Here is a 21,022-nt window from a genome sequence, read left to right on the forward strand (position 1 = left end):
AGGCCAAAACAGGAAATTCCGGACAGATATGCCAACCCCGATCAAGATGCCCGCTCTCTCCCCGACTATGGAAGAGGGCACTCTCGCCAGATGGCTTGTAAAAGTTGGCGACACCGTGAATTCCGGCGACATCATGGCCGAAATCGAAACCGATAAAGCCACGATGGAATTCGAAGCGGTCGATGAAGGGGTAATCGTTTCTATCGCCGTGGAAGAGGGCACAGAGGGCGTTCAGGTCGGCACAGTAATCGCGACGCTGGCCGGGGAAGATGAAGACCCGGATCAGGCGGCAGCAGAAGCCCCACCGGAACCTGCACCCGCGATAGAGTCTGCCAAGGCTGAGGAACCCGCGCCGGCTCCTGCGCCAGCTCCGACCCCTACTCCGGCTCCGGCGGCAGCAAAACCGGCTGCTTCATCGGGTGACCGGATTATCGCCTCGCCCTTGGCCAAACGAATTGCCGAGCAGAAGGGCATCGATCTGTCGACCATCACCGGCACCGGGCCCAACGGGCGTATCGTCAAGGCCGATGTAGAGGGCGCGACGCCGGGAACCGCAGCAAGCGCGGCTTCTCCTGCTGCATCGCCCGGCGCGGCTGCTGCACCGGCTGCACCATCTGACTTGCCCGATTTCGGCATCCCGCATGAGGATGAGAAGCTGAACAATGTTCGCAAAGTCATCGCCCGCCGCCTGACCGAAGCGAAGCAATCCATCCCGCATATCTATCTGACGGTGGATGTGCAGCTCGACAAATTGCTCAAGCTGCGCAGCGAACTAAACGCCTCGCTCGAGCCGCAAGGCATCAAGCTTTCGGTCAACGATCTGCTCATAAAAGCGCTTGCCAAGGCATTGGTTCAAGTGCCAAAATGCAATGTCAGCTTCGGCGGCGATGTGCTTCGCACCTATTCACGCGCAGACGTGTCAGTGGCCGTCGCCGCGCCATCGGGTCTGATCACGCCGATCATCGTGGACGCCGGAAACAAGACCGTGTCCGCCATTTCGACAGAGATGAAAGTGCTCGCCGGCAAGGCCCGCGACGGCAAATTGCAGCCGCATGAATATCAGGGCGGCACCGCCAGCCTGTCCAATCTTGGCATGTTCGGGATCAAACAGTTCGATGCGGTGATCAACCCACCACAAGCCATGATCCTCGCAGTCGGTGCGGGCGAACAGCGCCCGCATGTCGTCGACGGTGCACTTTCAGTTGCAACCGTAATGAGCGCCACGGGCAGCTTCGATCACCGCGCGATCGACGGCGCGGACGGCGCACAATTTATGCAGGCGTTCCAGACGCTGGTTGAAAACCCGCTGGGACTGTTGGCGTAAGATCATGAAAGCGCTTGCTATCACCGCCGCCATAGCGCTGTTTGGCACGCCCTTGGCTGCCCAAGAACCCATTGACGAGGGGCGCATTCCGATGATCGGGATGGAAGGTCCGGAAAAGGATGCCTGCCCCGGCATTGGCCGGATCGCGCTGTTCGCGCCGAAAAAGGGCGATTTTATGCGCGTCTATCCGGGGGCCAACGATGTCGGCCCTATCAAGGACAAGCTGCCCCTTTCAACGCTCGTATGGCTGTGCGAAGCCGATGAGGAATGGCAGGGCATCGTCTATCCCATCGGCGAAAATCAGGAATTGGGCGATTGCCGCGTCAGCAGCAGCATTGCCAAACCCGAACCCTATGGCGGCCCCTGCCAATTCGGTTGGGTCGAGGCAAAATATATCGAACTTGTCGCGGGTTAAGCGGCACAGTTCATTAGAAACTACGACGGAGTATCTATGGCTTCCTCTTATGACGTGATCGTACTTGGCTCAGGTCCCGGCGGCTATGTCGCGGCCATCCGCTGCGCACAATTGGGCCTGAACACCGCGATTGTAGAGCGCGAGAATCTGGGCGGCATTTGCCTCAATTGGGGCTGTATCCCGACCAAGGCTTTGCTCCGCTCGGCAGAGATTTTCCACTATATGCAGCATGCGGGCGATTACGGCCTGAAAGCACAAAAGATCGAAGCCGATCTGGAAGCCGTGGTCCAGCGCAGCCGCGGCGTCGCCAAGCAGCTCAATCAGGGCGTCACGCATCTGATGAAGAAGAACAAGATCACCGTTCATATGGGCGAGGGGGCTTTGACCGGTCCTACTTCGCTGACTGTCAAAGGCGACAAGGGTGAGGAGAAGCTCACCGCCAAGCACATTATCGTCGCAACCGGTGCCCGCGCGCGCGATCTGCCCTTTGCCCCGGCTGATGGCAAACGCGTGTGGACATACCGGGCCGCGATGACACCGCCCGAAATGCCGAAGAAGCTTCTGGTTATCGGATCAGGCGCAATCGGCATCGAGTTTGCCAGCTTTTACAACGATATGGGCAGCGATGTTACCGTGGTAGAAATGCTCGACCGGCTGGTTCCCGTCGAAGATGAAGAGGTTTCTGCCTTCCTTGAAAAAGCGCTCAAAAAGCAGGGGATGAACATCCTGACCGGCACCGGGCTGGAGGATCTGAAAGTCTCCGCAAAAGGCGTGACCGCAAAGATCAAGGGCAAGGATGGCAAAGGCACGAGTGACGAATTTACCCATGCAATTATCGCCATCGGCATCCAGCCCAATACCGAGAATATCGGTCTGGAAGAGCTGGTGGATATGGACAGGGGCTTTATCCAGATCGATCCCTATGGCCGCACCAAGTCCAAAGGGCTTTGGGCGATCGGCGATTGCACCCCCGGCCCCTGGCTCGCGCACAAGGCCAGTCACGAGGGCGTGACCGCCGCCGAAGCGATTGCGCAGGAATTGGGCAACAAGGACGCGCATCCGCACGCGCTTGACCGTAACAACATCCCGGGCTGTACCTATTGCCACCCGCAAATCGCAAGCGTCGGCATGACCGAAGCCAAGGCGAAAGAGGCAGGATACGAGGTCAAAGTGGGCAATTTCCCGTTCATCGGCAACGGCAAAGCCATCGCGCTGGGAGAGGCAGAGGGCTTTATCAAAACCGTGTTTGACGCGAAGACCGGCGAATTGCTTGGTGCGCATATGATCGGGGCCGAAGTGACCGAGCTTATCCAGGGCTACACGGTCGGCAAGCAGCTTGAAACCACCGAGGCGGAACTGATGCAAACCGTGTTCCCGCACCCGACGCTCAGCGAAATGATGCACGAATCTGTGCTCGGCGCTTATGGCAAGGCTTTGCACATCTGATCGGATAGGGCAGGAATGAGGCCATGACGTCATTCCTTATCCTCGCTCTTTTGATCCTCGTTGCGGGGATTGTCGCCGTTCCGCTGGCTAGCCGTTTCGGGCTGGGATCGGTTCTTGGCTATTTGCTCGCCGGCATGGCGATCAGCCCGCTTTTTGCGACTCTTGGCGTCGATGTGGAGGCGCTTCAGCTCTTTGCCGAATTTGGCGTCGTGATGATGCTGTTCATTGTCGGGCTGGAACTGGAGCCCAAGCGGCTGTGGGACATGCGCGGCAAGCTGCTGGGGCTGGGTGGCGGGCAAGTGCTGCTGACCACGCTCGCGATTACCGGTATTGCGCTGCTCAACAGCAATCCGTGGCAGACCGCGCTGGCGATCGGGATGGTGCTCGCGCTTTCCTCCACCGCGATCATTGTCCAAACGTTGACGGAGAAGAAGCTGCTGCGGTCAGAAGGCGGCGAAGCCAGTTTTTCCGTGCTGCTGGTGCAGGATGTTGCGGTTATCCCGATGCTGGCATTGCTGCCCCTGTTGGCGATGCCCGAATTATCCGGCGCTGCTGCGGGTCATGGAGAGGGCGGGGCGCATGGCGGGCTGGACCTGACCGCCGATATGCCCGTGTGGCTTGCCGCATTGACGCGTATCGGCGCCGTTGCCGCGGTTATCGGGATCGGCGTTTACGCGATCAGGCCTCTATTCCGTTATATTGCCGCCGCCAATCTGCGCGAGCTGTTCACCGCTGCTGCGCTCGCAGTGGTGATCGGCATTTCGGTGCTGATGACGCTGGTGGGATTGTCGCCTGCGCTCGGCGCATTTGTCGCCGGTGTGGTTCTGGCGACCAGCGAATACCGCCACGAGCTGGAAAGCGATATCAATCCGTTCAAGGGGCTTCTGCTCGGCCTGTTCTTCATCACCGTCGGCGCGGGCATCGATTTCGCGCTGGCATCGGAAATCTGGCGCGAAGTGGTGTTCTGGGCCGCCGTGATAATCGCAGCGAAATTCCTGGTATTGTTGGGCGTCGGCTGGCTCTACGGCCTGCGCAAACAGGCGCTTTGGCTATTCTGCCTCAGCCTTCCGCAGGCGGGTGAATTTGCCTTTGTCCTCATCGCTTTTGCCGTCGCCAATGCGGTGTTTGACGCTGCCTTGGCGGACTTGCTGCTGCTGATTGTGGCCCTGACCATGCTGGTCACCCCGCTGCTGTTCATTTTCTACGACAAGGTAATTGCGCGCTCCTTCAACCGGGCAGGCGAGCGAGAGGCTGATCATATTGACGAGGAGAACCCCGTCATCATCGCGGGCGCCGGCCGCGTGGGCGGGGTGGTCAACCGTATGTTGCAAGCAGCAGGTCATGGCACCACGGTGATTGACTACAGCTCGCGCCAGTTGGAGCTTGGGCGCAAATTCGGCTTCCGGACTTATTTCGGTGACGCAACCCGGCCCGATCTCCTCCACGCTGCGGGGATTGATCGCGCGAAACTGCTCATCGTCGCGCTCGACGAACGCGAACAGATCGACAAGCTGGTCAAATATGCGGTCAGCCATTTCCCCGATCTTCACGTCATTGCCCGCGCGATTGATCGCAACCATGTTTACGAATTGTGGTCCTATGGCTGCCGCGATATCATCCGCGAAACCTATGACAGCACTTTGCGCATCGGGCGCTCTGCCTATGAAGCGCTGGGCATGGACCGGCAGCAGGCAGAGGCGGCGAAATCGGCATTCGAGGAAATGGATCGCAGCGCCATGCGCGAAGTGGCCGAACTGTATGACATGGATGTACCGTTTGACGAGAACCAACCGCTGATCGACAAGGTCAAGGAATTGCGCGCCAAATGGGACCCGATCCTGCGCGACCAAATGGACGATATCCTGAAACGGGGACAATAAGCATGGGCAAGGGGACACACAGCTATGTCGCCGATGCACGCAATGAAAGCGTGATCATCTGCGTCAATGGCGAACATTTTTCGCGGCCCGAGGCAAAGGTCTCCGTTTTCGACAGCGGATTTATGCTGGGCGATGGCGTGTGGGAGGGGCTGCGCGTCCATGACGGGCGCATTGCCTTTCTCAGCCAGCATCTGAAGCGGCTCTATCGCGGAGCAAAGGCAATCGCGATGGATATCGGCATCTCTCAGAAAGAGATGGTTGAGCGGCTCTATAATGTGCTGGATGCCAACGGAATGGACGGTGACGGCGTGCATATCCGTCTGATGGTCACACGCGGCATCCGCTCCACCCCCTATCAGGATCCGCGCGTGGTCATTTCACCCGCGACGATCGTGATCATTCCCGAATGGAAAGACCCGGTTCCCGAAACCGCGACCAATATGCTCAAGCTGTTCACGGTGCATGTGCGGCGCGGCTACCCCGATGTGCAGGACCCCAAACTCAACAGCCATAGCAAGCTCAATTGCATCACCGCCTGCATCCAGGCGACCGAGGCGGGTGCGGATGAAGCGCTGATGCTCGACCCGCATGGATTTGTCGCGACTTGCAATTCGACCCATTTCTTCATCGTGAAGGATGGTGAAGTCTGGACATCGAGCGGCGATTATTGCCTCGATGGAATTACTCGCGGTATGGTAATCGAGATCGCACGAGACGCCGGAATTCCGGTGTTTGAGCGCAATTTCTCTTTGATCGATGTCTACGGCGCCGACGAAGCGTTCACCACCGGAACGTTTGCCGGGCTTGCCCCGGTCGGAACAGTCGATGGACGAGAGATCGGAACCGAACGCGGGCCAATGGTTGAACGGCTGCAAAAGCTACATCTGGAGCGTCTGCATCAGGACACTGCCGCATGACCGTCCGTATCGCCATGTGGTCGGGGCCGCGGAACATCTCAACCGCGATGATGCGCAGCTTTGGCGGGCGGTCAGACGCGGCGGTCAGCGATGAGCCGTTCTACGGCGCCTATCTGAAGGATTCCGGCGAACCGCAACCAATGGCGGACGCGATCATTGCCGACATGGATTGTAATTGGGCGAGCGTCGCCGATGCCATGCGCGGGCCATCCCCGGATGCGGCGGCGGTCTGGTATCAAAAGCACATGCCGCATCATATGATCGGCGATGTCACAATTCGCGACTTTCCCGATCACAAACATGCATTCCTGATCCGCGAGCCCGAACGCGTGATCGCGAGCTATGCGGTTAAGCGGGTGAAAGTGGATTTCGATGATTTGCGCTATGATCGCCAGCTTGAATATTTCGAATGGGCGAAAGAGCATTCGGGTGAAGTCCCGGCGGTTGTCGATTCAACCGCGTTTCTGACAGACCCGCAAGGGCATCTGAAAGCGCTGTGTCGCAAGCTCGACATTCCGTGGGACGAAGGCATGCTCAGTTGGAAGGCCGGAATTCATCCATCAGACGGCATCTGGGCATCACATTGGTATGACAAGGTAGCAGCCTCCACCGGCTTTGGTTCCGCGCCCGGTCCCGTGCCAAAACTGGAAGGTGATGCAGCACAGCTCGCCGAAAGGTGCCGTCCGTATTATCAGGCTATGCGACTATACGCGTTGGCGCCGGACTAAAGCGGCGATCGCAGCTTCAAACGGGGGGATGAGGTATCAAGAAAGCTGTAATCTATGTTCTTTGCGCGCTGGCCGCGCTTGCCCCTGCCTCTTTGGCCTATGGCTACAAAATCCATCTGTTCGGTAAGCATCACGAACGCATGACATGGCTTTCTGAGCTATGCATAGCGCAAGATAAAGCACTGACAGGATGTGATATTCCTGCAAGCAGAGACGAATTCGAGAATATTGAAGGCCCCGTGTTCCGTGAGGCCGAATATTGGCGCGCATCGCGCTGGCCCGATGATCCAACGCGCCAGCTCAAGCGCGTCTGGACATGGCCCAAATACGGCCTGGCGCTGGAAAATATCTGCCCGAAGATCGTCCACACTGACGGTTTCTTCTCAGGCCTGTCATGCGAAAGCCATTATGGCGGCCTCCAATTCATGCATGCGATGGCGAGCCGTCCGAATGAATCGGACGACCAAACAAGGCGATATATCCGCGGTTGGAGCCAGTTTGTGTTCCGTGTTGCCACCGGCAAAGTGGATCTGGATGCCAATTATTGCGATGCCGTGAGAGCGCATGCGGGGCCAGCGGCCAGCAGGCTTGCCCCGAAAAATCTCAAATATTGCGCCGAGCGCGAAGAGAAGGGCAAACGCTACCCGGCTTGGACGGTGCGGACCTTGTTCACATTCCACTGCGACAAGATGTTCACCTCGAAAACATGCGACGTACTTCCCGGCGATGAAGTGGCAAAAAAAGCCGCGATTGGCGCGATGTTCCATTTGATCCAGGACAGCTATTCGCAAAGCCACGCAGCAAGGGGCGCTGCAGAACCGTCAAACGGGCCGTATGACGCCGTGGTCGAATGCCGCCCGGTCAAGAAATTCTATTATTTCGCGGAAAACAAGAAAGAGCACGGCGCAGCCGACAAAGCGCCCGAATTTGCCCAATCCTGCAGAGAAAGAGGAGATATCCTCGACCCGATAACCGCCGGCGCAAGGATGCTGGGCTATGTCGACGGCGGACAAGCCAACGAGGATGCGTTTGTCTCTATGATGATGGAGCAGGTGATCGGTCACGCCCCGCACACCTAATGCGGGTGACGATCGCGCAGATCGGCCTATATTTACCGCCTATCTGCGGATGTGCTATGGTTTCCCACGGAGTCTTTAGGGGGACGCCATTATGCTCATATCTGCAACGCTTATTCCGTTAGCTCTGGCAGCCGGCAGCGCCGATCAGCTGGAGGATGCGCGGATCGCTTATACGCATTGCCTGATCCGGCTGCACAACACATCGGTCGACGAACAGATCACCGTCCCGGCATTCAAGGCAAAGATCAAAACCGCTTGCCTGGAAGAAAGGGCGAAATACCACGCCTCGGTTGTCGCGTCAGAACGCGGCTATGGCGCGAGCAGCGCCGAAGCCACCGAATATGCCGATGAAGAAATCGCCGACCTGATCGATGGCTTCAATTACGACTTTTCGCAGAACCGCGAAGTCAAAACCAAGCTGGTTATCGAGTAGCAATAGCCAATGGTAAATGAAGGTGGCGGGCAGTGAGGGATTCGAACCCTCGGAGGGCTTGCACCCTCGCTAGTTTTCAAGACTAGTGCATTCGACCACTCTGCCAACTGCCCGCAAGCGCATTAGGTCCGGTTTTTACCGACGTAAAGGGGCAATCTGGCCGATTTCACGGTCCGCGATTGGAATTCGTCAACCGCGCATCGTTCCGGCAGTTTTTCACACCTGCTTGTCGCTGTGCACTTGCGATTAAGGTCGATTATGACACGAATGGCAGAATGATCTTTCGTCCAATATTCCTCGTCGCAGCGGCGATTCTGGTGATGTCACCGATTGCGCCTGCCAAATCGCAAGACATCTCGTTCGACGCCTATCTGCAATTGATGATTGCAAAGGCGAGGGCGGAAGGCGTGAGCGAACGCACCATTGATCGCATGACTGTGGGGCTGACGCCCAACCAGCGGGTTATCGAGCTTGATCGCGGCCAGCCTGGCTCGCCAACACGAACAGGCTACCCCGCGCTTGCCCCCTATATCGATACTCATGTTAACCCGACGCGGATCAGCCGCGGGCGATCAATGTACAACGCAACCCGCAGCATCAATCGCCGGATTGAACAGCAATATGGCGTTCCCGCAGAGATCCTGATGGCGATCTGGGGGCACGAAACCAATTATGGCGGCTATAAGGGCAATTTCGATCTCTCCCGCTCTCTCGCGACGCTCGCATGGGAGGGGCGCCGCCGCGATCTGTTCGAAAGCGAATGGATCGCGCTGCTGAAAGTGGCCGACCGTGGCTATTCGCGCTCTGATCTGGTCGGCAGCTGGGCGGGTGCCTTTGGCAATCCGCAATTCCTGCCCAGCGTCTATCTGCGGCTGGCGACCGACGGGGACGGCGATGGCAGAGCTGATATTTTCAACAATCGCGCCGACACGCTGGCGTCGATTGCCCGCTATTTCCAGGATGCGGGCTGGCGCAGCGGCCAACCGTGGGGCGTGCGCGCAACGGTTCCGGCTGATCTCGACCGCAGAGCCATCGAGAACAAGATCGTCGCGCCCGTATGCCCGCGCGTGCATGAACGTCACAGCCAGTGGAAGACCGTTGCAGAATGGCGCGAATTGGGCGTCCGCCCGCACAAATATCTGGCCGATGACGTGATGGCATCCTTCTTCCAGCCCGACGGGCCGGGAAAAAATGCATGGCTCTTAACCGCAAATTATAGGGTTATCCTCGAATATAACTGCTCGAATTACTACGCAATGAGTGTGGGATTGCTTGCAGATGAGATTGCCAACTGATGTTCGAACGCGTTTCCTAGCGCCTGCTTGTGCCTTGGGCCTGGCGGTTATGCTGGCGTCCTGTGGACGCGGCGGAAATGACATAGCACCGATTGCATCCGCTGCAGATAGCCCGGCGGTAACAGCCGCAAATGATGCTTCGGCGGACTATCCGGTTGTTCTTGGCGAACCGTACACCGTTGACGGAAAGCTCTACACCCCGCTCGACACGATGAACCACGATCAAGTGGGTTATGCGACGGTAGACGGGGAAGGTGGAGCTGCAATTTCGGTCGCGCATAAAACGCTCCCGCTGCCAAGCTATGTCGAGATCACCTCGCTCGCGACGGGCACAACGATCCTTGCACGGGTTGACCGCCGCGGGCCGATGACGGGCAGCCGCGTGGTTGGCTTGTCGCCGGGCGCCAGCCAGCAACTGGGCGTGCAAGACGGTGGTGCGGTGCGTTTGCGCCGCGTCAATCCACCCGAATCCGACCGTGCAAGCCTGCGCAGCGGCAATGCCGCGCCCTTGCGGATGGAAACACCCAAATCGCTGTTGGCTATTCTGGCCAAGAAGCTGCCGGAAACCGGATCGGTCAGCCTCGCATCGGCGCAGCGCGTTCCGGCACCGCGCCCGGCAGAGGCCCCGTCTTCTGCGCCCCAGGCAGCAGCGTCGGCCGCCGTAGCAGCCGCAACCCCGCGCGAATTGCCAGCTGTGGCAACGCCGCGCGCAGCCCCGCGTCCTGCACCAACCGCACAGCCAGCGCGCGTTGCGGCGGCGCCTGCTCCTGCGCCCCGGCAAGCAAGTTTTGACAAAGCCTTCAACGTGGATCGCACGGCCAACACCAACTATCCGCTGATGCCGCTGGGCACAGCCGCGCGTGTTGCTTCTGCCTCGGTAGGCGGCACCAATGTGGCCCGCACCCCTGCAACAGCCACGCGCGCGCCCGTTACGATTGCACGGGCACCGGCACCGGTTGCACAAGCAGCGCCTCGCGCTACACCGCGACCTGCACCGGAAGCGGCGCAGGCCCGCCCAATCACGGCCTCCACTCAAGGAAAATTCGTGATTCAGGCGGCGGCATTCTCCAGCAAAGCCAATGCCGAACGCGCGGCCAATTCGCTTGATGGCTTCATCGAGAAATCGGGCCGTTTCTTCCGCGTTCGCACCGGGCCGTTTTCCAATCGTGGACAGGCCGAAGCGGCGCTCGCAAAGGTTCGCGCAGCAGGCTATAACGACGCGCGGGTATTTACTGCGGGATAACGCGTCGGCTCCCGCCCGGCGGCGGGAGGCTTGGTGAAGCGACTACTTCAAAGTTTGGCGGCATTTGCGGTGCTGGCTTCGACAGCGTCGAGCGCCTGCGAGTCCGAGCCCGATGCTATCACGGCACACGCGCCAATTGCCCTGCTGGTTGACGTGCAATCGGGCCAAACGCTTTATGCGCGCGGGGCCGAACACCGCTTCATCCCGGCATCGATTACCAAGGTGATGAGCGCCTATGTCGCGTTCGAACTGATCAAAAGGGGCGAACTCACCACAGAGCAGAACTTCGCCCTGAGCGAAAGCGCGGCAGAGGATTGGTACCGGACCGGCTCGACAATGTTCCTCGAGCCCGGCGAAGAGGTTCCGGTCGATCTGTTGCTGCAGGGAATTACGTCGGTGTCTGCCAATGATGCGAGCGTGGTTCTGGCCGAAGGCGCGCTGGGTAGTATCGAGAACTGGGTCGCGCGGATGAACGAAACCGCGCGCGCGCTTGAAATGCACGATAGCCATTTCGGCACGCCCAATGGCTGGCCCGACGGGGGCAAAACATTCACCTCGGCGCGCGATCTGGCCAAACTGGCTCGCGCGCTGGTCCGTGATCATCCGCAGCTTTACGCCCGCTATTTCGGAAAAGAAGGCCTGCGCCATAATGGTTTTGCGCAGGCAAACCATGATCCGATTACGGGCGTGGTGGAAGGTGCAGATGGCATCAAAACCGGATTTACCAGTCAGGCAGGGCACGGTTTTCTAGGCAGCGCACAGCGCGACGGTACGCGCCTGATAATGGTACTTGGCGCGCTCGAGACAGAGCAACAACGCGCTGTGGCTGCAAGAGAGCTTATGGAATGGGGCTTTGCCAAGTTTGACCGGCAAACGCTGTTCGAACGCAAAGCGCCCGTTGGGCACGCGCGCGTGCAGAATGGTATGCGCGGCGCGGTTCCGCTTGCAGCTGCAAACACTATCAAAGTCGCCATACCGGTGGAGGCCAACCCCGATCTGAAGCTCAGCATCCGCTATGAAGGGCCGCTGCAAGCGCCGATTGCCGCAGGTGAAGTGGTTGCCGAGTTGCAAATCGAGGTTGCCGGCATGCCGCCCGCGCGCGTCCCGCTTGTCGCGGCAGAAAGTGTGAGCGTGGCCAGCCCGCTTCAGCGCATTGCAAACGCTTTTTCGAACTGGGTCGGCTGATGGCGGGCAAGTTCATCGCATTCGAAGGCGGGGAGGGGACGGGAAAGTCCACCCAGGCGCGCTTGCTGTCAAACTCACTCCAATCTGCTGGAGCGGATGTCGTTCTGACCCGCGAACCGGGTGGAACGCCCGGCGCAGAGGCGATCCGTTCGCTATTGCTCGATCCGCCGGGTGACGGATGGGGGGCGAGAGCGGAGGCTTTGCTTTTTGCCGCGGCGCGATCCGATCATGTCGAAAAGCTGATCCGCCCTGCGCTCGATCGCGGCGCATGGGTGATCACTGATCGTTACCTCGATTCGAGCCGCGCCTATCAGGGCGGAGCAGGCGGTATCGGCGATGATGCCGTTCTGGGCCTGCATGCTATTGGTAGCGGCGGTTTGAGGCCGGATGTCACATTCCTGATCTCGGTACCGCCGGAATTGATCGCGGAACGTCTGGCCAAGCGCGATGGAGGCACGTCCGATGCCATCGGCGGGCGCGAGGCGGCCTATCATCAGAAAGTCGCCGAAACTTTCCTGAAAATGGCCGAAGCAGAGCCCGACCGGTTTGTGGTGATTGACGGGGAAGGGACAGCGCTGGCTGTGCATGAAAGAATATTGGCGGCGCTCAAACCATTTTTGGGCGGCACCCAATGACCATGCTCGGCCATGATGAACCGTGGAAACAATGGCGCGACGCCTGCACCGGCGAGCGGATGCACCACGCATGGATGCTGGCGGGGAAACGCGGACTTGGGAAAATGCATTTCGCGCTCCAGGCCGCGCGCGAACTGGTCGCCGAGCCGGGGATTTCGCAGCCAGAGGGGGGCCATCCCGATATCATCGTGCTCGACCGCCTGCCCAAGGACGACAAGGAAGAGAAAAAGCGCGTCGAGGGCAAACCCTACGAGACCAAGCGCAACATCGCGGTCAGCCAGATCAGGGCGGTGCAGCAGCGCCTCACAACCCGGCCCACATTGGGATCGCGCCGGGCGATCATTATCGATCCGTCAGACGATCTGGAGAAGGGCGCATCCAACGCCTTGCTCAAAAGCCTGGAGGAACCGCCCGCCGGGACGTATTTTCTGCTGGTGACCCACCGCCCCGCGCGTTTGCTGCCGACCATTCGTTCGCGCTGCCGGATTCTGCGTTTTCCGACCATTCCCGATGGTGAATTGGCAAAATTGCTCAACGAGAAAGCGGCAGATGCTGATCCGGCTACGCAGCGCGCAGCGATTATTGCCGCAAACGGTTCGCCCGGAGCGGCGCTCGATTTCGTGGAGCGTGATCTGGGCGCGCTTTACTCCCTGATGCAGCGCATCCTTGAACAGGGTGACCCCGATTTCGAGCTTCGCGGACAATTGGCGCAGACACTTGGCGCGCGCCCCAATCGGGAGCGGATACAGGCGACGCTGGACCTGTCGCGCTCTGTCCTCGCCAACGCTTTAGATAGCGCCGACCGCACAAGCTATCCGGCGATTGTCGAAGCGCATGCCGAATTGGTCACGCTGACCGGACAGGCCCCGACTTACAATTTCGATGCCGGGCTTCTGGTGGCCGAAATTGGAACCTTGCTAGCCTCGGCTGCCCCGCTTAGGGAGCGGGCCAATGTCTGACCCATATTACATAACCACCGCGATCAGCTATCCCAACGGGCGCCCGCATATCGGCCATGCATATGAAGCGATTGCGGCGGACGTGATCGCCCGATTCCAGCGCGCGCAAGGGCGCAATGTCCGTTTCCAGACGGGGACTGACGAACACGGGCTGAAAATGGCGCGCAAAGCCGAAGAGCAAGGCAAGACAGCGCGCGAACTGGCCGATGAAATGTCCGGTTATTTTCAGGATATGTGCGATGCGCTGGGCGTCAGCTATGACCGCTTCATCCGCACCGTAGAGGAAGATCACCACGCCGCCAGCCAAGCGATCTGGCAAGCGATGGAGGCCAATGGCGACCTCTATCTCGACCGCTATGAAGGTTGGTATTCCGTCCGTGACGAAGCCTATTACGACGAGAAAGAACTGGTCGAGGGCGAGGGCGGTGAGAAACTGTCACCGCAAGGCACACCGGTAGAATGGACGGTTGAGGAAAGCTGGTTCTTCCGCCTGTCAAAATACCAGGACAAGTTGCTGAAACTGTTCAAGGAAACGCCGGGATTCCTGCAACCTGACAGCCGCCGGAACGAAATGATTGCGTTTGTCGAAGGCGGGCTGCGCGATCTCTCGATCTCGCGCACCAGTTTCGATTGGGGGGTCAAAGTCCCGGGCAGCGACGGCCATGTGATGTATGTCTGGGTCGATGCGCTGACCAACTATCTGACCGGTCTGGGCTATCCCGATATGGACGGCGATATGGCGACATTCTGGCCCGCCGATTTGCACCTGATCGGCAAGGATATCGTGCGGTTTCACACGATTTACTGGCCGGCCTTCCTGATGAGCGCCAATTTGCCGTTGCCCAAGCAGGTTTTCGGCCATGGTTTCCTGCTCAATCGCGGGCAAAAGGAATCCAAATCGCTCGGCAATGTGACCGATCCGATTGAACTTGCGGAGAAATTCGGGGTCGATAATCTGCGCTATTTTCTGATGCGCGAAGTCGCGTTCGGGCAGGATGGCAGCTATTCCGAAGAGGCAATCGTCACCCGCGTCAATGCAGAGCTGGCCAACAGTTTCGGCAATCTGGCGCAGCGCAGTCTGTCGATGATTTTCAAGAATATGGATGGCAAGCTGGAGCAATTCGATACTCTGCCGGTCGATGACGAGCTGATCGCAACCGTCGCGAACGCCTGCCGCACTGAATTGCCGCGGGAATTCGCAGCGCTCAATTTCTCGATCGGGATCGAAGCCTGGGTAAAGGCGGTCTATGCCTGCAACCAATATGTTGACGAACAAGCGCCCTGGGCTCTTAAAAAGACGGATCCGGAGCGGATGAAAATCGTGCTCCAGACGATCTTTGTCGTCGTGCGCGATCTTGCCATTGCCATGCGGCCCGTCGTCCCGACGGCATGCGATGCCTTGCTCGATCAATTGGGCGTTCCGGCGAATGAGCGCGATTACGCAGCGCTGGACGATTCCGGATGGTTTGATCGCCGCGTGGAAACCGGCGTACCGCTCGACAAACCGCAGGGCGTTTTCCCGCGCCTTGAAATGCCTGCGCAGGAGGCTGCCTGATGCTGATCGATAGCCATTGCCACCTCGAATATGAAGGGTTGATCGAGGACCAGGACGGCGTTTTGGGCCGTGCGCGCGAGGCCGGCATTCGCGGCTTTCTGAATATCTCGACCAAGCTGGCCGAATGGGATCAGGTGGTTGCCACGGCCGCGCGCGAAAACGACGTCTGGGCCAGCGTCGGCATCCATCCGCACCACGCAGACGAGCATGCCGATCTGGACATTGATATTCTGCGCGAGGCAGTGAAACACCCCAAGGTCATCGCCATCGGCGAGACCGGGCTCGATTATTATTACGACAAATCGGATCGGGCAGTTCAGCAGGAATTGTTCCGCAGGCATATCACCGTGGCGCGCGAAACCGGATTGCCGGTGATCATTCACACGCGCGATGCAGAGGATGATACCGCGGAAATCCTCGAGGACGAGCTGGGGAAGGGGGCATTTCCCGCTCTGATCCATTGTTTCACCGCCTCTTCGCAATTTGGCAAAAAGGTTCTGGATCTGGGGCTCACAATCTCGCTCTCGGGCATTGTGACATTCAAGAACGCCAAGGAACTGCAGGAAATTGCAGCCGAATTGCCGCAAGATCGCATTTTGGTGGAAACCGACAGTCCGTTCCTTGCGCCGGTCCCCCATAGAGGAAAATCCTGCGAACCTGCCTTTGTTCGCAACACGGCAGAATTCGTTTCGCAGCTTCGCGGCGTTAGCCTGGAGGAGCTGTCCGAAACCACCACGGCCAACTTCTTCCGCCTGTTTTCCAAGGCCGCGGCCGCATGAAGCTGATCATGCTCGGCTCCGGCACCTCCACCGGTGTACCGAGGATTGGCAATGACTGGGGCAGCTGCGACCCCGCAGAACCCAAAAACCGCCGGACGCGGGTGTCGATTCTGGTCGAATCTGATGCCGGAAACCGTTTGGTTATCGATACTTCCACCGATATGCGGCAGCAATTTCTAACCAACGGTATCGACCGTATAGACGGGGTCTTCTGGACTCACGACCATGCCGATCACTGCCACGGGATCGATGATCTGCGGGTGCTGCGCTATGGCCGCAAAGACGCCATTCCCGGGTACGCCTCACAAGAAACCGTTCGGCGGCTCAGGCAGCGCTTCGACTATGTTTTTGCCGGCCAACACGGCTATCCGACGATTGTGAAGCTCGATACTCTGGACCGAATGCGGATGTGCGCCGGGTTCGGTGTGGAATGGTGCCAAATGCCGCACGGGCCGACCGAATCCACCGCTTTCCGGTTCGATGCGGATGGCAAATCCATATCCTATGCCACTGATTTCAGTGCGATAACCGATGATATGCTTGATCTGCTGGACGAGACGGACATTCTCGTGACCGATTGTTTGCGGCGCGATCCGCATCCAACGCATGCCAATCTGGAAATGGCGCTGGAACTGGGAAGGCGTTGCAAGGCCGGAACCACCGTACTCAGTCATCTCGACAAATCGATGGATTATGCCACCTTGGCCGCTGAGGTACCCAACAATGTGGTCGTGGGTTTTGACGGTCTGGAGATTACAGCATGAGCGAGTTTGAATGGATCCATATCATCTGGGCGTTCGGCGCGCTTGCCTTGGCAGCCGGATGCCTGGCCGGATATCGGCTGAGCTGGAAGCGCAGCATTGTCTACGCGCTGATGTGGGCGGCGATTTTCACCGCGGTCACGCTGTTTATCAACGCCGTGAACGTCTAGAGGGGCCAATAGAGGCCTCGATCCAGCTATCTTTTATTTTACATAATATATATTATCATTCTTACATCAATCCATCTATGACCGATCAACTCAGCCGCCTCCTCCGCATCATGGCCACATTGCGCGATCCGGATGGCGGATGTGATTGGGATCTCGCCCAATCGTTCGAAACCATCGCGCCATACACAATTGAGGAAGCCTACGAAGTCGCTGATGCAATCGATCGCGGCGCCATGGGCGAATTGCGCGAGGAATTGGGTGACTTGCTGCTGCAGGTCGTTTTCCATGCCCGCATCGCTGAAGAATCCGATCTGTTCGCCTTTGACGATGTCGCACGCGCTATCAGCGACAAGATGGAAGCCCGCCATCCGCATATTTTCGGCGACGAAAGCGGGACCATGGGCGAAACGCGCTGGGAAGCTCTCAAGGCGGCGGAACGCGAAGAGAAGGGCGCGACAAGCGCGATGGACGGGGTAGCGGGCGCTCTGCCTGCCCTGCTCCGTGCTGAAAAACTTCAAAAACGCGCCGCCAGAACCGGATTTGACTGGCCCGATGTGGACGGACCGGCAGAAAAGCTCGCCGAAGAGACCGCAGAATTGGCCGAAGCGAAATCTGATCAGGAGAAGGTCGAGGAAGCCGGCGATCTGCTGTTTGCAGCGGTTAATTTGGTCCGCGCATACGGAATTGCCCCAGAGGATGCGCTGCGCAGCGCCAATCGCAAGTTTGAAAGACGTTTTCGTGCAATGGAAGCGCGCGCGGACGGGAAGTTTGCCGATCTCTCGATCGATCAGCAAGAATCGCTATGGCAGGCGGTGAAGCAGGAGGAAAAGCCTTAAAGGCTTTCGAACCGGCCCAGCTCTTTCTCTGTCAGCCTGACATTGATTGCGCGAAGCGGGCCGTCTTCACCCTCGCCAGCTTCTTCCTCGGCCAAGACATTGCCGTGCGCGTGGAGCCAGGCGATCTTGTGCCCCTCCCCCGCAGGCAGAACGATATGATGCTCGCGCGCGCCGGATGTCAGCAAGCCATCAAGCGCCTCGACAAATTCGTCCAGACCAGTGCCCGCAATCGCCGAAATTGGCAGAATCGTGTCATCGGCCGCGGCCAGTTCCGCCAGTTCCTCACGCTTATCTTCACCCAGCAGATCCCATTTGTTCCAGGCTTCGACAATCGGGATCTGCGGTGCTCCATCTTCACCGTCGATCACACCAAGATCGGTCAGCACACCCAGAACCTGGCTTTTCTGCGCGGCGGCGCTGGGATTGGCCATATCGCGCACATGCACGATCACATCAGCCGCAGTAACCTCTTCCAAAGTCGCGCGAAATGCGGCGACCAGCTGTGTCGGCAAGTCAGAGATGAATCCCACCGTGTCCGACAGAATGGCCTTTTCAACCCCGGGCAATCGTATCGCACGCATTGTCGGATCGAGGGTTGCGAAGAGCAGGTCTTCGGCCATGACCTCCGCGCCGGTGAGCCGGTTGAACAGGGTGGATTTGCCGGCATTGGTGTATCCGACCAAGGCAATGACGGGCCAGGGCGCCCTTCCCCGCCGCTGCCGGTGCAGCGCGCGTGTTTTGCGCACCTGCTCCAGCTCTTTGCGCAATCGGCCCATGCGCTGGCGGATCATCCGCCTGTCCGCCTCGATCTGCGTTTCGCCCGGGCCGCCAAGGAAGCCGAAACCACCACGCTGGCGCTCGAGGTGGGTCCAGCTGCGCACCAAGCGGCTTTGCTGATAGTCGAGATGGGCTAGCTCTACCTGCAAGCGCCCCTCTGCCGTTGCCGCGCGCTCGCCAAAGATTTCAAGGATCAAGCCGGTCCGGTCGATTACCTTGCGCTTGAGCTTTTCCTCTAGATTGCGCTGCTGGATCGGCGACAATGCGCCGTCGACCACGACAAGTTCCGCTTCTTCGAGATTGCAGGTGGTTGCAATATTTTCGACCTGACCGGCACCGAACAGAGTGTTCGGACGGACATTGCGAACCGGAATGACCACCGAATGGACCACTTCGATCCCGATTGCCAAGGCAAGCCCGCAAGCTTCCTCCAGACGCGATTCCGCATCGAGATCATAGCCCTGCCCGCGGATATCCGGGCACACGACGACAGCGCGCGCACCGCGCGACACTTCGCCCATTAGATCATCGTCGAAACTCAGTCTTCTTCGCTTTCCCATTCGCCCGACAGGTCAACATGCGAGTCGGGCTGAATCGTCGAAACCGCGTGCTTATAGGCCAATTGGACAAAGCCATCGCGTTCCAGCAGCATGCAGAACAGGTCATAGGCAGCGATCGCGCCTTGCAACATAACGCCATTCACCAGGAACATTGTCACCGGAACGCCCGCATCGCTGACATTGCCGAGGAACACATCCTGCAACAGGCGCTGCTTGCCGTTGCTTTCCTTGCTTTCGAACTGCCCGGCATCCATCGGTTGGCCCGGCATGATCGTGGACACAGCGTGTTTGTACACCAGCTGGGTCTGGCCATCGCGCCGCAGCAGAATCGAGAAATTGTCGAACCAGGTAATAATTCCCTGCAATTTCACGCCTTTGACAAGGAACATCGTTACCGGAATCTTCTCTTTACGCAGAAGGTTCAGGAACGCGTCTTGCAAATTCGGCTGCTTACCAGAGCGCTTCGCGGGCGTCTTTTCGGCGGGCGGGCGCGCGGACAAAGTTCGGGTTTCGGGCATGATTTTCTCCGTTATTGGCGGCTCACCAACACAAGCCGCAGTCTGACGCCCGCGGAAACCGGCAGCGCGTCGAACAATCGCTTAAAGATATAAGCGGTCAATCGAACTTACAAAGGGAAAAATCGTAAATTGCAAGAATAGCTATGTTTTGGATGCTTCGCTTTTCCGGTCACCCATTCCCAATAGTTTCAGCTTGCGGTGCAAAGCGGAACGTTCCATCCCGATGAAACTTGCGGTTTTGGAAATGTTGCCCGAAAATCTGCGTATCTGAATGCTGAGATATTCGCGTTCAAAGGTCTCACGCGCCTCGCGCAGCGGTACACCCATCAGCGCGGCAATGCCGCCTCCCCCGCCCAGCTTGCCGCCGGTAACTTCGCTGGGAAGCATCGCAGGTTCGATTGTCCCGATTTCATCGCGCGGGGTCAGGATAATCGTCCGTTCCACCACATTGCGCAGCTGCCGGACATTGCCCGGCCAATCGTAAGACTGCAGCGCGGCCAAAGCTTCTTCGGAAAGCGTCGGCGCGGGAATGCCTTGTTCGGCGGCATGGCGCGTGAAGAAATGTTCGGCCAGCGCCGGGATGTCGTCTCGCCGTTCGGCCAGCGAAGGAATGGTCACCGGCACCACGTTCAGCCTGTAGAACAAATCCTCGCGAAAGCGTTTCTCATCCATTTCGCTCTGCAATTCGCGCGCGGTCGATGAAACAACGCGCACATCCACGCCGATCTGGCGAACGCCCCCTACCCTGACAAAGCTTTGTTCGGTGAGAACGCGCAGGATACGTGCCTGTGTCGAGAGCGGCATATCCGCCACTTCATCGAGATAGAGCGTGCCGGCATCGGCCATTTCCAGCAGCCCGGGACGTACCAGCTTGCCGTTCGATTCTTCGCCAAACAGCTCCTGTTCGAACCGCTCGGGCGTGATGCGTGCGGAGTTCACAATCACGAAAGCGTTCTGCGCCCGCGCGCTCCAACTGTGCAGCAAACGTGCGGCGACTTCCTTGCCCGCACCCGCCGGACCGGTGATCAGTACCCGGCTGCCTGTACCCGCGACGCGCTTCAGTGTCGCGCGCACTTGATTGATAGCGGTGGAGTTGCCGGTAAATTCTTCCCCGCGCGAAAATCCCTTACGCAGCCGGTCATTCTCGCGGCGCAGTCGCTCGGTTTCGGTTGCGCGGCCTACGAGCAGCAAGAGGCGTTCGGCCTCGAATGGTTTTTCGATGAAGTCCATCGCTCCGCGGCTGACGGCGGCCACGGCTGTATCGATATTGCCATGGCCCGAGAAGATGATGACCGGCAGTTCGGGTTCGCGCTGCTTGATCGCGTCGAGCACTTCGAGCCCGTCCATCGGGCTGCCGTGAAGCCAGACATCGAGCAAGACCAGGCTTGGCCTGCGTTCGTCGATTGCTGCCAGCGCCGCAGTGCTATCGCCAGCGGTGCGGCATTCATAACCTTCATCGCTCAGGACGCCCGAGACCAGGTCGCGGATATCGCGTTCATCGTCGACTACAAGGATATCTAACGCCAT

General features: G+C 58.9%; 21 protein-coding genes and 1 tRNA gene. 18 read left to right on the forward strand and 4 right to left on the reverse strand.

The window, feature by feature from the left end; genetic code table 11:
• The first annotated feature begins 28 nt into the window (after positions 1-28).
• The 8 genes from GRI41_RS05440 (at position 29) to GRI41_RS05475 (ending at position 8,222) form a co-directional block, all read left to right on the forward strand.
• On the forward strand, positions 29-1,324 hold the full coding sequence (locus GRI41_RS05440) for a pyruvate dehydrogenase complex dihydrolipoamide acetyltransferase (RefSeq protein WP_160603732.1): 1,296 nt from the start codon (positions 29-31) through the stop codon (positions 1,322-1,324).
• 4 nt (positions 1,325-1,328) lie between these two features.
• Positions 1,329-1,739, forward strand: a complete 411-nt coding sequence (locus GRI41_RS05445) for a hypothetical protein (protein ID WP_160603733.1) — start codon at positions 1,329-1,331, stop codon at positions 1,737-1,739.
• A 36-nt stretch (positions 1,740-1,775) separates the two neighbouring features.
• Positions 1,776-3,185, forward strand: coding sequence for a dihydrolipoyl dehydrogenase (lpdA, locus tag GRI41_RS05450; RefSeq protein WP_160603734.1), 1,410 nt, complete (start codon positions 1,776-1,778; stop codon positions 3,183-3,185).
• A 23-nt stretch (positions 3,186-3,208) separates the two neighbouring features.
• Positions 3,209-5,065 carry a cation:proton antiporter domain-containing protein gene (locus tag GRI41_RS05455; RefSeq protein ID WP_160603735.1) on the forward strand — a complete coding sequence of 619 codons (1,857 nt, stop codon included), beginning with the start codon at positions 3,209-3,211 and terminating at the stop codon, positions 5,063-5,065.
• Between the two features lie 2 nt (positions 5,066-5,067).
• Positions 5,068-5,982: an aminotransferase class IV gene (locus GRI41_RS05460; RefSeq protein WP_160603736.1), complete on the forward strand. Its 915-nt coding sequence runs from the start codon at positions 5,068-5,070 to the stop codon at positions 5,980-5,982.
• On the forward strand, positions 5,979-6,710 hold the full coding sequence (locus GRI41_RS05465) for a sulfotransferase-like domain-containing protein (protein WP_160603737.1): 732 nt from the start codon (positions 5,979-5,981) through the stop codon (positions 6,708-6,710). The genes GRI41_RS05460 and GRI41_RS05465 overlap by 4 nt, the downstream gene beginning before the upstream one ends.
• A 92-nt stretch (positions 6,711-6,802) precedes the next feature.
• Positions 6,803-7,789, forward strand: coding sequence for a hypothetical protein (locus tag GRI41_RS05470; RefSeq protein WP_160603738.1), 987 nt, complete (start codon positions 6,803-6,805; stop codon positions 7,787-7,789).
• 91 nt (positions 7,790-7,880) lie between these two features.
• Entirely contained in the window at positions 7,881-8,222 is a 342-nt protein-coding gene (locus GRI41_RS05475) for a hypothetical protein (RefSeq protein ID WP_160603739.1), read from the forward strand.
• A gap of 23 nt (positions 8,223-8,245) precedes the next feature.
• Here the strand turns inward: GRI41_RS05475 and GRI41_RS05480 are convergent.
• Positions 8,246-8,335: transfer RNA gene (locus GRI41_RS05480), tRNA-Ser, on the reverse strand.
• Positions 8,336-8,497: 162 nt separating this feature from the next.
• On the opposite strand from GRI41_RS05480, the gene GRI41_RS05485 reads away from it, so the two are divergent.
• The 10 genes from GRI41_RS05485 (at position 8,498) to mazG (ending at position 17,640) form a co-directional block, all read left to right on the forward strand.
• Positions 8,498-9,517, forward strand: a complete 1,020-nt coding sequence (locus GRI41_RS05485) for a lytic murein transglycosylase (protein ID WP_160603740.1) — start codon at positions 8,498-8,500, stop codon at positions 9,515-9,517.
• 49 nt (positions 9,518-9,566) lie between these two features.
• On the forward strand, positions 9,567-10,760 hold the full coding sequence (locus tag GRI41_RS05490) for an SPOR domain-containing protein (protein ID WP_160603741.1): 1,194 nt from the start codon (positions 9,567-9,569) through the stop codon (positions 10,758-10,760).
• A gap of 33 nt (positions 10,761-10,793) precedes the next feature.
• Positions 10,794-11,945: a D-alanyl-D-alanine carboxypeptidase family protein gene (locus GRI41_RS05495; RefSeq protein ID WP_328600517.1), complete on the forward strand. Its 1,152-nt coding sequence runs from the start codon at positions 10,794-10,796 to the stop codon at positions 11,943-11,945.
• The gene (gene tmk, locus GRI41_RS05500) at positions 11,942-12,580 is read left to right on the forward strand and encodes a dTMP kinase (protein WP_160604641.1); all 639 of its coding nucleotides are present in this window, start codon (positions 11,942-11,944) and stop codon (positions 12,578-12,580) included. The genes GRI41_RS05495 and tmk overlap by 4 nt, the downstream gene beginning before the upstream one ends.
• Positions 12,577-13,539 (forward strand): DNA polymerase III subunit delta', encoded by a 963-nt coding sequence (locus tag GRI41_RS05505; protein ID WP_160603743.1) that lies wholly within the window; start codon positions 12,577-12,579, stop codon positions 13,537-13,539. Before tmk ends, GRI41_RS05505 begins: the two co-directional genes overlap by 4 nt.
• Positions 13,532-15,094: a methionine--tRNA ligase gene (gene metG / locus GRI41_RS05510; RefSeq protein ID WP_160603744.1), complete on the forward strand. Its 1,563-nt coding sequence runs from the start codon at positions 13,532-13,534 to the stop codon at positions 15,092-15,094. Before GRI41_RS05505 ends, metG begins: the two co-directional genes overlap by 8 nt.
• The gene (locus GRI41_RS05515; protein WP_160603745.1) at positions 15,094-15,873 is read left to right on the forward strand and encodes a TatD family hydrolase; all 780 of its coding nucleotides are present in this window, start codon (positions 15,094-15,096) and stop codon (positions 15,871-15,873) included. Before metG ends, GRI41_RS05515 begins: the two co-directional genes overlap by 1 nt.
• Entirely contained in the window at positions 15,870-16,637 is a 768-nt protein-coding gene (locus GRI41_RS05520; RefSeq protein WP_160603746.1) for an MBL fold metallo-hydrolase, read from the forward strand. Before GRI41_RS05515 ends, GRI41_RS05520 begins: the two co-directional genes overlap by 4 nt.
• The gene (locus tag GRI41_RS14230) at positions 16,634-16,804 is read left to right on the forward strand and encodes a hypothetical protein (protein WP_202388664.1); all 171 of its coding nucleotides are present in this window, start codon (positions 16,634-16,636) and stop codon (positions 16,802-16,804) included. Before GRI41_RS05520 ends, GRI41_RS14230 begins: the two co-directional genes overlap by 4 nt.
• Positions 16,805-16,881: 77 nt before the next feature.
• Entirely contained in the window at positions 16,882-17,640 is a 759-nt protein-coding gene (gene mazG / locus GRI41_RS05525; protein WP_160603747.1) for a nucleoside triphosphate pyrophosphohydrolase, read from the forward strand.
• Here mazG and hflX read toward each other — a convergent pair.
• The 3 genes from hflX to ntrX form a co-directional block, all read right to left on the reverse strand.
• Complete coding sequence (gene hflX / locus GRI41_RS05530; RefSeq protein ID WP_160603748.1) at positions 17,637-18,938, reverse strand: GTPase HflX; 1,302 nt, start codon at positions 18,936-18,938, stop codon at positions 17,637-17,639. The genes mazG and hflX overlap by 4 nt on opposite strands.
• A 17-nt stretch (positions 18,939-18,955) precedes the next feature.
• Entirely contained in the window at positions 18,956-19,495 is a 540-nt protein-coding gene (gene hfq / locus GRI41_RS05535; protein ID WP_160603749.1) for an RNA chaperone Hfq, read from the reverse strand.
• A 141-nt stretch (positions 19,496-19,636) separates the two neighbouring features.
• On the reverse strand, positions 19,637-21,022 hold the full coding sequence (ntrX, locus tag GRI41_RS05540) for a nitrogen assimilation response regulator NtrX (protein ID WP_160603750.1): 1,386 nt from the start codon (positions 21,020-21,022) through the stop codon (positions 19,637-19,639).

Source organism: Pontixanthobacter aquaemixtae, from assembly GCF_009827395.1.
Classification (GTDB): Bacteria; Pseudomonadota; Alphaproteobacteria; order Sphingomonadales; family Sphingomonadaceae; genus Pontixanthobacter; species Pontixanthobacter aquaemixtae.